Origin of the sequence: Pseudomonas sp. SWRI99, from assembly GCF_014270125.1 — a bacterium.
Classification (GTDB): Bacteria; Pseudomonadota; Gammaproteobacteria; order Pseudomonadales; family Pseudomonadaceae; genus Aquipseudomonas; species Aquipseudomonas hamedanensis.
Genome location: NZ_JABWQR010000015.1, coordinates 106667 through 122359, shown reverse-complemented (window position 1 = coordinate 122359; position 15693 = coordinate 106667). Strand labels below are relative to the sequence as shown.

12 protein-coding genes are annotated in these 15693 nt (G+C 60.9%); 5 read left to right on the top strand and 7 right to left on the bottom strand.

The annotated features are described in order from the left end of the window. Window positions 1-235: 235 nt before the first annotated feature. From HU743_RS14405 to HU743_RS14390, 4 genes are all read right to left on the bottom strand, one after another. Window positions 236-1279, bottom strand: a complete 1044-nt coding sequence (locus HU743_RS14405; RefSeq protein ID WP_186649353.1) for an ABC transporter substrate-binding protein — start codon at window positions 1277-1279, stop codon at window positions 236-238. A 48-nt stretch (window positions 1280-1327) separates the two neighbouring features. Continuing rightward, window positions 1328-2452 (bottom strand): ABC transporter ATP-binding protein, encoded by a 1125-nt coding sequence (locus HU743_RS14400; protein ID WP_186550927.1) that lies wholly within the window; start codon window positions 2450-2452, stop codon window positions 1328-1330. A gap of 348 nt (window positions 2453-2800) precedes the next feature. Beyond that, window positions 2801-3430, bottom strand: coding sequence for a response regulator (locus tag HU743_RS14395; protein ID WP_186649351.1), 630 nt, complete (start codon window positions 3428-3430; stop codon window positions 2801-2803). 112 nt (window positions 3431-3542) lie between these two features. Beyond that, window positions 3543-5939 carry a transporter substrate-binding domain-containing protein gene (locus tag HU743_RS14390; RefSeq protein WP_186649349.1) on the bottom strand — a complete coding sequence of 799 codons (2397 nt, stop codon included), beginning with the start codon at window positions 5937-5939 and terminating at the stop codon, window positions 3543-3545. 74 nt (window positions 5940-6013) lie between these two features. On the opposite strand from HU743_RS14390, the gene HU743_RS14385 reads away from it, so the two are divergent. Then, window positions 6014-7003, top strand: a complete 990-nt coding sequence (locus HU743_RS14385) for an alpha/beta hydrolase family protein (protein WP_186649347.1) — start codon at window positions 6014-6016, stop codon at window positions 7001-7003. Window positions 7004-7127: 124 nt separating this feature from the next. Here HU743_RS14385 and HU743_RS14380 read toward each other — a convergent pair whose 3' ends face one another. The 3 genes from HU743_RS14380 to HU743_RS14370 are packed head-to-tail and all read right to left on the bottom strand — an operon-like array spanning window position 7128 to window position 9584. After that, window positions 7128-7895, bottom strand: coding sequence for a TerB family tellurite resistance protein (locus HU743_RS14380; protein WP_186649345.1), 768 nt, complete (start codon window positions 7893-7895; stop codon window positions 7128-7130). A 1-nt stretch (window position 7896) separates the two neighbouring features. After that, on the bottom strand, window positions 7897-8568 hold the full coding sequence (gene murU, locus HU743_RS14375; RefSeq protein WP_186649343.1) for an N-acetylmuramate alpha-1-phosphate uridylyltransferase MurU: 672 nt from the start codon (window positions 8566-8568) through the stop codon (window positions 7897-7899). After that, window positions 8565-9584 carry a phosphotransferase gene (locus HU743_RS14370; protein ID WP_186649341.1) on the bottom strand — a complete coding sequence of 340 codons (1020 nt, stop codon included), beginning with the start codon at window positions 9582-9584 and terminating at the stop codon, window positions 8565-8567. Before HU743_RS14370 ends, murU begins: the two co-directional genes overlap by 4 nt. Before the next feature lie 130 nt (window positions 9585-9714). Here HU743_RS14370 and HU743_RS14365 point away from each other — a divergent pair, with 130 nt between their 5' ends. The 4 genes from HU743_RS14365 to rsmA are packed head-to-tail and all read left to right on the top strand — an operon-like array spanning window position 9715 to window position 15629. After that, entirely contained in the window at window positions 9715-12531 is a 2817-nt protein-coding gene (locus HU743_RS14365; protein ID WP_186649339.1) for an LPS-assembly protein LptD, read from the top strand. Then, entirely contained in the window at window positions 12506-13828 is a 1323-nt protein-coding gene (surA, locus tag HU743_RS14360; protein ID WP_186550920.1) for a peptidylprolyl isomerase SurA, read from the top strand. Before HU743_RS14365 ends, surA begins: the two co-directional genes overlap by 26 nt. Then, window positions 13825-14814, top strand: a complete 990-nt coding sequence (pdxA, locus tag HU743_RS14355) for a 4-hydroxythreonine-4-phosphate dehydrogenase PdxA (RefSeq protein WP_186649336.1) — start codon at window positions 13825-13827, stop codon at window positions 14812-14814. The genes surA and pdxA overlap by 4 nt, the downstream gene beginning before the upstream one ends. After that, window positions 14811-15629, top strand: coding sequence for a 16S rRNA (adenine(1518)-N(6)/adenine(1519)-N(6))-dimethyltransferase RsmA (rsmA, locus tag HU743_RS14350; protein WP_186621005.1), 819 nt, complete (start codon window positions 14811-14813; stop codon window positions 15627-15629). The genes pdxA and rsmA overlap by 4 nt, the downstream gene beginning before the upstream one ends. The last annotated feature ends 64 nt before the right edge of the window (window positions 15630-15693 follow it).

Sequence of the window (15693 nt, the reverse complement as noted above, 5' to 3'; positions counted from 1 at the left end):
ACTCCGCAAATCTTTTGATCGTTACAGAGGTGGCGAACCACCTCTGTTGTATTGAATCACCACGCTGAGGATGGCGGCCCTGTGGCGAGCGAGCTTGCTCGCGCTGGGCTGCGAAGCGGCCCCAAAATCGGGTTGGCACTGCCAATTTTGTGAGTGCTGCGCACTGGAGCGCCAGCCCGGTCAAGCGGGAGCAAGCTCCCTCGCCACAAGAGTTCTCATCCATTTTTGAGCTGGGTTATTTGGCAGCCCAGGAATTAAAGCGCTGTTCCAGCTGCTCGCCGTTGTCAGCCCAGAAGCTGACGTCGATCTGCACCTGGTTGGCGATGTTTTCCGGGGTGGTCGGCATGTCTTTCAGGACATCCTTGGCCAGCAGCGGCACTGCCTGGGTGTTGGCCGGGCCGTAGGCGATGTTTTCCGAATAGGTCTTCTGCTGCTGCGGCTGCACCGTGAACGCGATGAATTTCTTCGCCGCTTCGGCGCGCTTGGCGTCCAGGCCTTTAGGGATCGCCCAGGCGTCGAAGTCGTAGATGCCGCCGTTCCACACCACTTTCAGGTTGGATTCTTTCTGCACGGCGGCGATACGACCGTTATAGGCCGAGCTCATGACCACATCACCAGAAGCGAGGTATTGCGGCGGCTGCGCGCCGGCTTCCCACCATTGAATGCTTGGCTTGAGTTCATCGAGTTTTTTGAATGCGCGATCCTGACCGTCCTTGCCGGCCAGCACCTTGTAGACGTCTTTTGGCGCCACGCCATCGGCCATCAACGCGAACTCAAGGGTGTACTTGGCGCCTTTACGCAGGCCTCGCTTGCCCGGGAATTGCTTGGTGTCCCAGAAATCCGCCCAACTGGTCGGTGCGGTTTTCAGCTTGTCGGCGTTGTAAGCGAGCACAGTTGACCACACGAAGAAACCGACGCCGCACGGCTGGATCGCACCTTTGACGTAGTCTTCGGTCTTGCCGAACAGCGCCGGATCGAGTTGCTCGAACATGTCTTCGTCGCAACCACGGGACAGCTCTGGCGATTCAACTTCTACCAAGTCCCAGGACACGCTCTTGGTATCGACCATGGCTTTAACCTTGGCCATCTCGCCGTTGTATTCGCCGGCAACGATCTTGCCATTGCCTGCTGCTTCCCACGGGGCATAGAAGGCTTTGACTTGCGCCGCCTTGTTCGCTCCGCCAAACGACACCACGGTCAAATCCGGGCCGGCGGCCATCGCGCCGGTCGCACCCATCAGGCCCAGAGTCAGGGCGGTGAACTTCAGGGATCTCAACATTTATTGTTCTCTCCACGTGCAGGGTTGGTGTTGGTATTGCCGGGGCGCTTAGTGCGCCTCTAAAAGAGGATCAAGCGCGCGAACGTGCTCGACCTGCCAGCCAAGCGGAACCACGTCACCGACGCTGAGCGCTGGATCGAGCTCGGCAATCGGTTGTTTCACGAAGAAGTCGGTCTTGCCGCAGACTTCCAGGCGCACCCGGACGTGGTCGCCCAGATAGATGAATTCCGCCACCCTCCCTGAGAAGCGGTTGACACATTGATCGCTGGAGCCGTTGAGGCTGACGCGTTCAGGACGAATCGACAGCGTGACTGGCTCACCGGTCTGGCCGACGTTGACCGCCAGCGCCTCGACCTTTTCGCCGCGGCCCAATTCGACCACGCAGCGCTCGCCGCTCTGGCTGAGCAGGCGCCCGTTGAGGCGGTTGTTCTCGCCGATGAAATTGGCGACGAAGGTGTTTTTCGGTTCTTCGTAAAGCGTGCGCGGCGGCGCGATCTGCTGGATCTCGCCCTGATGGAACACCGCGACACGATCCGACATGGTCAGCGCTTCACCCTGGTCGTGGGTCACATAGACCACGGTCACGCCGAGGCGCTGGTGCAGGTGCTTGATCTCCATCTGCATGTGTTCGCGCAGTTGTTTGTCGAGCGCGCCCAACGGTTCGTCCATCAACACCAGTTGCGGTTCGAACACCAGCGCACGGGCCAGCGCTACACGTTGCTGCTGCCCACCGGACAACTGCGCCGGATAGCGCGAAGCGAAGGCATCGAGCTGGACCATGCTGAGGACTTTCTTCACTCGGTCGCTGACGTCGCTTTTGTTCAGGCCACGGACGGTCAGCGGGAAGGCGAGGTTCTCGGCCACGGTCATGTGCGGGAACAGTGCGTAGTTCTGAAACACCATGCCGATGTCGCGCTTGTGCGGTGGCACGTTGTTGATCGAGCGCCCGGCCAGGAGGATTTCCCCGGCCGTCGGCGTCTCGAAACCGGCGAGCATCATCAGGCTGGTGGTCTTGCCGGAACCGGACGGCCCGAGCAGGGTAAGGAACTCGCCTTTGCGAATGTCCAGGTTGAGGTCTTTGACGATCAGGTTCTCGCCGTCGTAGCTCTTCTGCACTCCACGAAAGCTGACCAGCACATCACTGGCCCCTGCGTTTGAATCGACCTGGCTCATACCCGCACCTTTGTTGTTGATGACTGCTTGTTCATCAAGCCTAGTGGCTGGCAGCGGCCACGCAAATCGGGGCGCAGGAGAGAATCGCTTAAGCGCGATGGAAGATTGGGGGTAGGGATTGCCCTACAAGAATGGCGCTAATGGATAAGGCAATGGCGAGTGGCGAGCTACAAGCCGCAAGCAAGGGCAAAAGCGTCTGTCGCTAACAGATATGCCAACAATCGAAGGTTAAACAACGAAACCTGTGGGAGCTGGCTTGCCAGCGATAGCGGTGGGTCAGCCGACATTGATGTGACTGACATGCCCTCATCGCTGGCAAGCCAGCTCCCACAGGTTTTTGAGGTGGGTTCAGAGAAGTTTGTGTTCCATCGCATATTTCACCAGCTCGGCCAGTGAAGTGATGTTGAGCTTCTGCATCAGCCTTGCCTTGTGCGTGCTGATGGTCTTGCTGCTCAGAGCCAGTTGCTGGGCGATGTCATTGACGTTGGCGCCCTGGGCCAGGCGTTCGAACACCGAGAACTCGCGCTCGGACAACAGCGAATGCAATGGCCGGGCATCGGTCAAGCCGACTTCAAAGACCATGCGATCGGCCAGATCCGGGTCGATGTAACGCCCGCCCGCCGCCACTTTACGAATGGCTGTGAGCAACAGCGCCGGATCGCTGTCCTTGGTCGCATACCCGGCCGCGCCGACCTTCAGTGCGCGCGCGGCCATCTGCGCTTCGTCGTGCATCGACAACACCAGAATCGCCGGCGGGTTGTTCAGCGCGCGGATGCGCGGAATCGCTTCCAGACCATTGACCCCGGGCATGGAGATGTCCAGCAACACCACTTCACACGGCACGCTGCGCAGGGTTTCGAGCAGTTGCTCACCATTGCCCGCCTCACCCACCACTTGCAGATCCTTGGCCAGGCCGATCAATTGCTTGATGCCCTCGCGAACGATGGTGTGGTCTTCGGCTACCAGTACACGGATCACATTTTTCTCCTCAGCCAATATTTCGCGAGCAGGCTCGCTCCCACCCTGAAATGCATTCCTCTGTGGGAGCGAGCCTGCTCGCGAAGAGGCCCGCATCAGCGCCACACAATGATCAGACTGCCTCTACCGGCACCCAGACACTCAGACCGGTGCCCTCCCCCGGCTCACTCACAAGCTCCAGCCGCCCGCCCATGATCAGCACCCGCTCACGCATGCCAACCAATCCAAACGACGTCGGCCGCCCCTCGGCAACGACAAATCCTACGCCATCGTCGCTGACCGTCAGGCACAATTCGTCGCCCGCAAGCTCCAGCGTCAACTCCACGGTATGCGCCTGGGCATGACGCATCACATTGGTCAGCGCCTCCTGCAGAATCCGGAACAGCCCCACCGCTTTGGCATCGCTAAGCGCCGGCAGGTTATCCGGCACCCGCACCAGACACGGAATCTGCGTGCGCGCTTCAAAACGACGCGCCTGCCACTCGATTGCCGAGGCTATCCCCGCGTCCAGAATCGGTGGCCGCAGCGCGGTTGCTACATCACGAACCAACTGAAACAGCTGCGCGATCAGGCGCTTCATGCTGTTGAGCCGTTCGTTCAGACCCGGATCGAGTTGCGCGTAGGCCAGTTCGCACATCGACGTTTCCAGTTTCAGCACGGTCAGCATCTGACCCAGTTCATCATGGACCTCGCGAGCGATGCGCGCCTTCTCTTCTTCGCGCACGCTCTCAAGGTGCGCCGACAGTTCGCGCAGTTGCTCGCGCGAGGCGGCCAGCTCCAGTTCGATGCGTTTGCTTTCGCTGATGTCCCAGACGATGCCGTCCCACACGTAAGCGCCATCTTCCAGTTGCCGGGTGATCGCCTTGATCTCGGCCCAGCGCTGCTCGCCCTGGCGCGTGACGATGCGGCCCTGCCACGACCAGTCGCTGTCGGTGTCCAGTGCCTGATCCTGGGTGCGGTGATAACTGGCCTTGTCATCTGGATGGACCAGACTGCGCAGGCCCATGTCGCGATGGGCGATGGCCGCCGGTGCGTAGCCGACCAGACTTTCGCTGCCCTCACTGATGTAGGCAAAGTCGATCTGTCCGGTGACCGGCGCCCGCTCCAGTCGAAACACCAGGCCCGGGACGTTGGCGGCGATGCCTTGCAGCCGCGCCTCACTTTCCTGCAACGCGGCAAGTGCACGGCGGCGGTCGGTGACGTCGGTGAGGTAGACCACCAGGTATTCGCTGTCGCGAAAACGCAGAAAGCTCAGGGATACGTCCGCTGGCAAGACGCTGCCATCGGCGCGCAGGCAACTGGTTTCGAAGCTCAGCGGCCCCTCTTCACTGGCCCGCGCACGCTTCCACAGATTGAGCCAGCGGTCCATGTGCAGGCCGGGTTCGAAGTCGATCAGCGGCCGTTCGATCAACCCGCCCGAGGGATAACCGAGCATGTTTTCCGCCGCCCGATTGGCGTAGCGCACATGACTGTCCCAGTTGACCCAAAGGATGCCGACAGTGCTTTGGTCGATGGAAAACTGCGTCAGCCGCAACGCCTCTTCGCTGGCCGCCCGGAGCGCAATGTCTTCGCGCGCACTGAGCAAGCGCTGTTCGAGGCTGTGCTGCTGGCGCCGCTGCCAGAACACGATCGCCACGCAACTGAGCAGCATCACCGCGAACAACAGGCTGAGGTTTTGCCAGAATCCCGGTGATTCGGCGAGCCGTGGGTATTTCGGCTGTAGCCATTGGTTATGCAGTTGCTCCAGATCCTTGGCCGGGATTGCGCGCAAGGCACTCTGGACGATGCCGACCAACTCCGGCCAGTCGCGCCGCGAGGCCACACGCAGCAATTGCGGCAGGCCGATATCACCGACCACCACCAGTTCGGCGAATTCCGGCTCTACCGACAGGCGCCCCAACTGCGCTTCGTCAACCACCGCGTACGCCGCCTGCTGACTCAACAGCAATTGCAACGCCTGGCGTTCCAGCGGCACGCCTTGCAGATTCAGATGTGGATAGTTGCTGCGCAGATAATCGGCGGTGGTGCTCGGCATGCGCACGGCGACGCGGGTCTGGCTGTCGAGCTTTTCCAGATCGACCGCACCGCTGCTTTTCCGGTCGCTGACCACCAGTTGCGGCACGCGCATGTACGGATCGGAAAACTGCCAGAGGCGCAGCGCGCTCGGGGTCTGGCTCAGACCCGGGGCGATGTCGATCTCGCCTTCGCGCAAAGCGGCCTCCAGTTGCCCGAGATCCTGGAAGTTGCGCCAGCTCAGTTCCACGCCCAGGGTTCTGGCGAGCAATTTCATCAGCTCGACGTTGGCCCCGGACAATCGCTGCAAGCGTCTGTCGTAAGTCGCGTAGGGCGCCTGCAAGACCAGGCCGACGCGCAACTCAGGGTGCTGCGCCAGCCATCGCTGCTGGTCTGGCGTCAGTTGCGCGACATGTGCCGGTGGCGCAGGCGCCGCCCAGCCCATCAAGGGAAGCCACAAACAGCCGATAACCCACAGGCAGCAAAATCGCTTCATTGAAGTCTCGTACACTGACAAATTCTGACCAACCCATTAGGCTGCCGGGATACATTTCTGGCCTGGAATAACCGATGCCCTCTGTCTATCGCCTGGCAATGCCAGCATTGTGCCTGTCGCTGATCCTGCCTTGTGCGTTTTCCGTCAGCGCCGCTGACCCGGCACCTGCCCCCGCGGCGGAAAAACCCGCCGAAGAACAACCCGTCGAACGTCAGCCACTGCTTGAGCGTAGTCAGGAGGAAGCGGCGGCACTGCAACGTAAGGTGCCGGCGCAGGAACAGCAACAACTGCAAGCAGGCAGCGAGACATTTCTGGCCCTGTGGAAGCAGGCCAACACCGCCGAACCGAAAGGCGCGGTGATTATCGTCCCCGGTGCCGGCGAAACCGCTGACTGGCCGCAGGCTATCGGCCCGTTGCGGCAAAAACTGCCGAACGCGCAGTGGAGCAGCCTGAGCATCACCCTGCCTGACGTGCAAGGCGACGCCATCGCCCCGCGTGTGGTCGAACCCGCCGCCGCGCCGAAAGCCCCGGAAACCGCAAGCAAGGACGCCACCACCGCGCAGCCGATAGAACAAGCCGCGGGCGGTGAAGCGGAAGTCGCCGAACAGGTGGTGGCCGAAACTGTCGAGGAACACGCCAAAGCCGATGCCGAGCGCATTTTTGCGCGGATCGATGCGGCCATCGCCTACGCCGAACAGCAGAGTGCGCGCAGCATCGTCGTGCTCGGTCATGGCACCGGCGCCTATTGGGCGGCGCGTTTCTTGAGCGAACGACAAACTGCGCAGGTGGAGAAACTGGTGATGGTCGATGCACAGACGCCGGCCAAGGCCCTGCCGCCGCTGGTGGAACTGACGCCGACATTGAAGCTGCCGACGGTGGATATTTTCTACATGGACAAAGCGCTGGATCGCAACGCGGCGCTTGCGCGCATGCAGGCGAGCAAGCGCTTGAAGACCTCGGCGTTCAGCCAGGTGGCGCTGAAGGTGTTGCCGGACAAGAACGCTGAGCAGGAGCAATTGTTTCGGCGGGTGCGGGGCTGGTTGAGTCCTCGAGCTACTGACTGACTTTCAGATCGAGTCGGCCTTATTCGCGAGCAGGCTCGCTCCCACATTGGATCTATGCGCACAATTCAATGTGGGAGCGAGCCTGCTCGCGAAGGGGCCAGCACAAACGACATCCATCTACCGCCTAACGAAAATCCCGCCGCTCCCGAATCAGCGTATAGGCGCTATGCAACTCGCGCGTACGCTCCGTCGCCTCACGCACCTGCGCTGCCGTCGCGCCACTGCCGGCAATCTTGTCCGGGTGATGGCGACTGAGCAGACGCCGATACGCCCGCTTGATCTGCGCCGGCTCACTGCCCGCCGACACCCCGAGCAGTTTCAGCGCTTCCTGATAACTCACCGCAGCGCTGACGATCGGCCGTTTACCCGGCTCGTAATCGCTGGCCAGCGCTTGCACCTGCTGCGGCGTCCAGCCCAGCCACTTGCCCCACTGCGCCAGCAACTCCCGCTCGCTGACCCCGGCACGACCGTCGGCCCAGACCATCCGCCAACAGGCGCGCAACACGCCTTCCGCCGCGTGGGGCTGTGCACTCAGGCGGCGCAGATAACCTCGCAAATGATCGCTGCCTGACTTGCCACGATTGAACGCGGCGATCGCCCGACGTGTCGCCGGCTCGCTCATTTCCAGCGCGCGCATTTCATTGCGTGCCTGCTGAATGTGCCCATCGGTGACGCGTCCGTCGCTCTTGGCCAGACGCCCAAGCAACACGAACAGCAATTCGTCGTTGCGCAGCATCGGCCGACCGCCGAGTCTTTCCCGCAAATGCCCCCAGCTCTGCAGGTGCAGGCGCCGGTCCAGCGCCTGCCCCAACAATGCCCCAAGCATGGCCCCCGGAATGCTGGCAATGGCAAAACCCGCTCCGGCTCCAATCAGAGTCCCTGGCCACAACATGTCAGCGACTCGCTTCTATCAAGGCTTCGGCTTCGGCCAGACGCTCATGGGTACCGACATCCACCCAGTGACCTTTCAGCCGCTCGCCTGTCACTTCGCCGTCGGCCATGGCCTTGCGCAATAAAGGCGCGAGTTTGAAAGCGCCCTCGCTGCAGCCATCGAACAACTGCGGGTGGAGCACGGCGATGCCGCTGTAGGTCAAGGTCTGTGCATCAGGCTCGCCGTCCTGCACTTTGCCGTCAATCAGCGTGAAATCACCGTTCGGGTGATGCGCCGGATTATCCGCCAGCACCAGATGCGCCAGGCTGTTGATCGGCTGGTGCAACACGCTGAAATCGTAATCGGTCCAGATGTCGCCGTTGACCACCACAAACGCATCGTCACCGAGCAACGGCAGTGCCCGGAAGATTCCGCCGCCGGTTTCCAGCGGCTCGCCTTCGGGTGAGTACTGAATGCTCAGGCCAAACCGCGAGCCATCACCGAGGTGATCCTCGATCTGCTGACCCAGCCAGGCGTGGTTGATCACGATGTCGTTGAAGCCTGCGGCCGCGAGGGCCCGCAGGTGATATTCAATCAACGGCACGCCACCGGCACGCACCAGTGGTTTCGGCGTGGTCAGGGTCAGCGGGCGCATGCGCTCGCCTTTGCCCGCCGCCAGAATCATTGCCTTCATGCTGTCGCTCCAGCACGCAAGCTGCTGAACAACGCTTGCAGTTCCGCCAGTTCGGGACGCCGGGCGATCACCGCTTCTATATAAGAGAAGAAGCGCGGCACGTCCGCCAGATAGCGTGGCTTGCCGTCGCGGTGGCAGATGCGCGCGAAGATACCGATGACTTTCAGATGGCGCTGCACGCCCATCAAATCGCTGGCGCGCAGGAAGTCTTCGAAATCCGCCTGCACGGGAATATCCAGCGCCGACGCTTGCTGCCAATAACTTTCCAGCCAGCCGCGCACACGTTCTTCAGGCCAACTGAGGAAGGCGTCCTTGAACAGGCAGGTCACGTCATAAGTCACCGGACCATAGACCGCGTCCTGAAAATCCAGCACGCCAGGATTCGGCTCGCTGATCATCAGGTTGCGCGGCATGTAGTCGCGGTGCACCAGCACTTTGGGCTGCGCCAGGGCGCTGTTGATCAACAGCTCACTGATGCGCTGCCACTGTTGCTGTTGGGTCGCATCGAACTCGACGCCCAGCTCGCGCTTGACGTACCACTCGGGAAACAACTCCAGCTCGCGACGCAGCAAGGCAACGTCATAACCGGGCAGCGGCGCTACCATCGGCAATTGCTGAAAAGCCAACAGCGCTTGCAGGGCATCGTGAAATAACGCGTCGGCATTTTCGCCGTCGATCACGTCCAGATACGTCTTGTTGCCCAGGTCATTGAGCAAAAGAAATCCGCGATCGAGGTCTTCGGCGTAAATTTTCGGCACATTAATTCCGGATTTCGCCAGCAAAAAGGCGATATCCACGAACGGTTTGCAGTTTTCCTGCGGTGGCGGCGCGTCCATCACGACGAAGCTGCGACCGTCGCCCTCCCAGCGGAAGTAGCGGCGGAAACTCGCGTCGCTGCTGGCCGCGGTCAACGTGGCCGGGGGCACGGGGCCCCAGCCCTGCTCGGCAAACAACTTTGCCAACTGCTCATCGAGCCAAACTTTCAGGTGTTGCAAGCGTACATCTTGGTCAGGCATTGCAAGGGTCTCCGACGGCGCTAGCCGTCAAGCGGGTCATGCTTTATTATCCAGCATCTTTTTCAGACCATCGAGAGGCGTGCGGCCCACACCGCGGGCAGATGGCACGCAGGAAGCCCGGACTAATAAGATGGCATTGAAATCCCCCGCGTTTCGTAAAAAATTTCCGTTGTTGGTAACCGGCAGTCTGCTGGCTATGCAACCTCTGGCCAGTCCATTCGTTGTTGCCGCCGAGCAGTATGACTGCTCCGTCTCGGCGACGGGTGGCTGGGACTGTGCACCCAAATCACCCGCCGCGGCGTTGCCGCCGCGTCCGGTGCATGACGGCAGTGCCATCAGCTCCAGTGGCGAGGCCCCGGCCGACAACGGTTCGGTTGCCGACACAGGGCCGAAAACGGCGCTGGTCACCGAAGCCAAGGGCCGTGGCCTGAAATCCCGTAGCGAAGACTACAGTCACCTCGACTGGGTTCCGCGCGAGAAGCTCACCGCCGCCCAACTGGCCGAGACCGGTCCTTATTGCTCCGGTGCCTATATCGAACCGGTTCGTCCTGGCATGAATGACAAGACGAACAAAAGCGATGCTCCGACCTTTATCGGCGCAAAAGCCTCGCGCTATAACACCGATGATCAAGTCGGTACGCTGGCCGGCGACGTCGTCCTGCGCCAGGGCAGCATGCAAGTCGAATCCGACGAGGCGAGCCTGTACCAGGCCGAGAGCCGCGCCGAGCTCAACGGTGACGTGCGCATCCGCGACAACGGCGCGCTGATCGTCGGCGACCACGCCGATGTCCAGCTCGACACCGGTGAAGCCAAGGTCGACAACGCCGAATACGTGATGCACAAATCGCGCATCCGCGGTAGCGCGCTGTACGCCAAGCGCGCCGAAAACGCGATCATCCGCTTGAAGGACGGCACGTACACCACGTGCGAACCGAACAGCAATGCGTGGCAGCTCAAAGGCAACAACATCACGTTGAACCCGGCCACCGGTTTCGGTACCGCGACCAACGTGACCTTGCGCGTCAAAGACATTCCGATTCTGTACACGCCATACATTTACTTCCCGATCGACGACCGTCGCCAGTCGGGCTTCCTGCCGCCGACCATCGGTTCGGGCAGCGACACCGGCTTCATGCTGGTCACGCCGTACTACTTCAACCTGGCGCCGAATTATGACGCCACGTTGTATCCGCGTTACATGAGCAAGCGCGGCATGTTGGTGGAAGGCGAGTTCCGTTACCTGACCAAGTCGAGTGAAGGTCAGTTTGGTGCGGCGTACCTCAACGACGAAAACGACGATCGCAAGCGCCAGTCCGATTACAGCGAGACTCGCTACATGTACAACTGGCAGCACAAGGGCGGTCTCGACTCCCGCTTGCTGACCGAAGTCGATTACACCAAGATCAGCGATCCGTATTACTTCCAGGATTTGCAGACCGATCAGATTGGTGTGAAAAGTTCTGACTATGTGAATCAGCAGGGCGCGGTCACCTACCGTGGTGACAGCTATACCGCACGCCTGAATGCTCAGCAGTACCAACTGGCGACTGTTTCGAACATCACGCCTTATGGTCGTTTGCCGCAGATCACCTTCAATGGTCAACTGCCGTATCACCCGGAAGGTCTGAATTTCGATTACGAGACCGAGCTGGTACGTTTCGACCGTGACCTGCGCAGCGGCACGTTTGTACAGGAAGACGGCATCACCACCGAGCCGCGCCTGGACAACAACATCACCGGTCTGGACCGCGCCAACGGCGATCGTCTGAACCTGAAGCCTGGCGTCAGCCTGCCGATGAACTGGACGTATGGCTTCCTGAAGCCTTCGCTCAAGTATCAATACACTCAGTACCAACTAGATCTGGACGGTACGGGTAAACAGGACATCATCGATCAGCAAGCTGCTGCTGCACGTGCTGGCACTAAATATGTGGGTGGTGAATTTGACACCAACCAGAACCGCGGCGTACCCATCGCCAGCATCGACGGTGGTCTCTACTTCGATCGCAACACGTCCTACTTTGGCAAGAACTACCGCCAGACCCTGGAACCACGCCTGTTCTATCTCTATGTGCCAGAGAAGGACCAGGAAGATATTCCAGTATTCGATACCAGCGAATACACCTTCAACTACGCCTCGCTGTTCCGCGATAACCGCTTCTCGGGTGCAGACCGCGTTGGCGACGAGAACAAGCTGTCGCTGGGCGTTACCAGCCGCTGGATCGAAGACGACGGCTTTGAACGTCAACGCGTCAGCGTCGGGCAGGCCTTGTACTTCAAGGATCGCAAGGTTCAGTTGCCAGGCATCGACTTTGCCGATCGTGACGATGCCCGCTCCAACGTTTCGCCTTACGCGCTGGAATACGAGTACCGCTGGAACCGCGACTGGCGCACCACCGCCGACTACAACTGGGACCCGGACAGCCACAGCCCGCGTTCCGGCAGCGCGATGCTCCACTACCAACCGGAAGACAACCCGAACAAGGTTATCAACGCCGGCTATCGCTATCGCAATGACCAGGTCCGTTTCGACCAGAACACCGGTAAATGGAGTGTGGGCGGCGGTGATTACGGAACCCCGGGCACCCCTGGCTACGTCAAGGACTACTACAAGATCAAGCAGCATGATTTCTCGGTCATCTGGCCGATCGTTCCGCAGTGGAACGCAATCAGCCGCTGGCAGTACGACTACAACCGCAACCGTACGCTGGAAGCCTTCGGTGGTTTCGAGTACGACAACTGCTGCTGGAAACTGCGCCTGATCAACCGTTACTGGGTTTCCTATGACGAGTTCAGCCAGGAAGCTCCGCAAAACGAAAAAGGCGACCATGGCGTCTTCCTCCAAATTGTTCTGAAGGGACTCGGCGGCCTGACTGGCGCCAAGGTAGAGAGCTTCCTCGACAAAGGCATTCAAGGTTATCGTGAACGTGAAGACCAAGCTTTCTGATTGTCTGCGCCCGGTGCTGCTGGGCGCGCTGTTCCTGGGTACGGCGGCCAACGCCGCCGTACAGTCCATCGACAAAGTGGTAGCGATCGTCGACAACGACGTGGTCATGCAGAGCCAACTGGACCAGCGCGTTCATGAAGTTCAGCAAACCATCGCCAAGCGCGGTGGCGGCTTGCCGCCACCGGGCGTGCTGGATCAGCAGGTGCTCGAGCGCCTGATCGTCGAAAACCTGCAACTGCAGATCGGCGAACGTTCCGGCATTCGCATCACCGATGAAGAACTGAACCAGGCTGTCGGCACCATCGCTCAGCGCAACAACATGACGGTTGATCAGTTTCGTGCTGCGCTGGCTCGCGATGGCCTGAACTATGACGACGCCCGCGATCAGATCAAGCGCGAAATGATCATCAGCCGTGTGCGTCAGCGTCGCGTGGCAGAACGCATTCAGGTCTCCGAGCAGGAAGTGAAAAACTTCCTCGCCTCCGACCTGGGCAAGATGCAACTGTCCGAAGAACTGCACCTGGCCAACATCCTGATTCCGACACCGGAAAGCGCCAACTCTGATGCCATTCAGAGCGCCGCGCGTCAGGCCATGGAGGTTTACCAGCAGCTCAAGCAAGGCGCCGACTTCGGTCAGATGGCCGTTGCCAAATCCGGCAGCGACAATGCGCTGGAAGGCGGCGACATGGGCTGGCGTAAAGCCGCACAATTGCCACCGCCGTTCGATCGCGAGCTGAGCAGCATGGCCGTTGGCGACATTACTCAGCCTGCGCGTACGCCGGGCGGTTTCATCATTCTGAAACTGCTGGGCAAGCGTGGCGGTGAAGCGCAGATGCGCGATGAAGTGCATGTACGCCACATCCTGGTCAAGCCAAGTCCGATTCGCGATGAAGCCAAGACCAAGGCGCTGGTGCAGTCGCTGTATGACCGCATCACCGCTGGTGAAGACTTTGCCGAGCTGGCGAAAAACTACTCGGAAGATCCGGGTTCTGCCCTCAACGGCGGCGACCTGAACTGGATCGACCCGAACGTGCTGGTGCCGGAATTCCGCGAAGTGATGGCCTCGACCCCGCAAGGTCAGCTGTCCAGGCCCTTCCAGACCCAATACGGCTGGCACGTGCTGGAAGTCCTTGGCCGTCGCGCCACCGACAGCACCGAACAGGCCCGTGAGCAGCAGGCAATGACCGTACTGCGTAACCGCAAATACGACGAAGAGCTGCAAACCTGGCTGCGTCAGATCCGTGACGAAGCGTACGTAGAGATCAAACTCCCTGGTGCAGACCAGGCAGCGCAGTGAAACCCAAGCGTTTCGCGCTGACACCCGGCGAGCCCGCCGGCATCGGTCCCGACCTGTGCCTGCTGCTCGCCTCGCAAGCCCAGCCTCATCCCCTGATTGCCATCACCAGCCGCGACCTGCTCCTTGAGCGGGCCGCGCAGCTGGGGCTGGCCGTCAACTTGCTGGATGTCGGGCCGGACCGCTGGCCGGACGCTCCGGCACCGGCCAACAGTCTGTACGTCTGGGATACATTGCTCAGCGAACCGGTCGTCGCAGGGCAACTGGACAAGGCCAACGCGGCTTTCGTCCTCGAAACCCTGACTCGCGCCGGCAATGGCTGCCTGAACGGCGACTTCGCCGGGATGATCACCGCGCCTGTCCATAAAGGCGTGATCAACGAGTCCGGCATCGCCTTCTCCGGTCACACCGAGTTTCTCGCTGACCTGACCCACACCGCCCAAGTGGTGATGATGCTTGCGACCCGCGGTTTGCGCGTGGCCCTGGTCACCACCCACCTGCCCTTGCGCGCGATTGCCGACGCGATCACGCCAGAGCGACTGGAACGAGTCACGCGAATCCTGCACGCCGACCTGCAAGACAAATTCGGCATCGCCCGGCCCCGCATTCTGGTCTGCGGCCTCAACCCGCACGCCGGTGAAGGCGGACACCTGGGCCATGAAGAAATCGACATCATCGAACCGACATTAGAGCGCCTGCGCGGCGAGGGCATGGACCTCCGTGGCCCGTTGCCTGCCGACACTCTGTTTACCCCCAAATATCTGGAGCACTGCGACGCAGTGCTGGCGATGTACCACGACCAGGGCTTGCCCGTGCTCAAGTACAAAGGCTTCGGCGCTGCGGTCAACGTGACGCTGGGCCTGCCAATCATCCGCACGTCCGTCGACCATGGCACTGCCCTGGATCTGGCCGGCAGCGGCAAGATCGACACAGGCAGCCTGCAAGTCGCCCTGGAAACCGCCTATCAGATGGCCGAGACCCGTTTATGACCGAGCAATACCAACACAAGGCGCGCAAACGCTTTGGCCAGAACTTCCTGCACGATGCCGGAGTTATCGACCGCATCCTGCGCTCCATCCACGCCAGGCCTGACGACCGCCTGCTGGAAATCGGCCCAGGCCAGGGCGCACTGACCCAAGGCTTGCTCGGCTCTGGCGCACAACTTGACGTGGTGGAACTGGACAAGGATCTGATCCCGATCCTCAATCAGCAATTTGCCGGCATGAACAACTTCAACCTGCATCAGGGCGATGCACTGAAGTTTGACTTCAACACGCTCAACGCCGCACCGAACAGCCTGCGCGTGGTGGGCAACCTGCCGTACAACATTTCCACGCCGCTGATTTTCCATCTGCTGAACAACGCCGGGATCATCCGCGACATGCACTTCATGCTGCAGAAAGAAGTGGTCGAGCGGCTGGCCGCAGGCCCGGGTGGCGGTGACTGGGGTCGCCTGTCGATCATGGTTCAGTACCATTGCCGCGTTGAGCATCTGTTCAACGTCGGGCCGGGCGCATTCAACCCGCCGCCGAAGGTCGACTCGGCGATCGTTCGTCTGGTGCCGCACGCGGTGCTGCCGCACCCGGCCAAGGACCACAAGTTGCTGGAGCGCGTTGTGCGCGAGGCGTTCAACCAGCGGCGCAAAACCCTGCGCAACACCCTCAAGCAATTGCTCAGCAATGCCGAGATCGAAGCCGCCGGCGTTGATGGCAGCCTGCGTCCGGAACAGCTGGACCTGGCCGCGTTCGTGCGCCTGGCCGACCAGCTCGCGATACAAGTCCCGGCTGCCCCTGCCGCCGACTGACAGACGATGAACGCTATCGGGCAGGACGCCACTCTGGTTTACTGCCCGATACTTGCCTAGACTG

Coding starts and splice junctions, on each gene's coding strand:
- HU743_RS14385 (WP_186649347.1), top strand. CDS start 6,014: ATGCCCTCTGTCTATCGCCTGGCAATGCCAGCATTGTGCCTGTCGCTG.
- HU743_RS14405 (WP_186649353.1), bottom strand. CDS start 1,279: ATGTTGAGATCCCTGAAGTTCACCGCCCTGACTCTGGGCCTGATGGGT.
- rsmA (WP_186621005.1), top strand. CDS start 14,811: ATGACCGAGCAATACCAACACAAGGCGCGCAAACGCTTTGGCCAGAAC.
- HU743_RS14370 (WP_186649341.1), bottom strand. CDS start 9,584: ATGCCTGACCAAGATGTACGCTTGCAACACCTGAAAGTTTGGCTCGAT.
- HU743_RS14380 (WP_186649345.1), bottom strand. CDS start 7,895: ATGTTGTGGCCAGGGACTCTGATTGGAGCCGGAGCGGGTTTTGCCATT.
- murU (WP_186649343.1), bottom strand. CDS start 8,568: ATGAAGGCAATGATTCTGGCGGCGGGCAAAGGCGAGCGCATGCGCCCG.
- HU743_RS14400 (WP_186550927.1), bottom strand. CDS start 2,452: ATGAGCCAGGTCGATTCAAACGCAGGGGCCAGTGATGTGCTGGTCAGC.
- HU743_RS14390 (WP_186649349.1), bottom strand. CDS start 5,939: ATGAAGCGATTTTGCTGCCTGTGGGTTATCGGCTGTTTGTGGCTTCCC.
- HU743_RS14365 (WP_186649339.1), top strand. CDS start 9,715: ATGGCATTGAAATCCCCCGCGTTTCGTAAAAAATTTCCGTTGTTGGTA.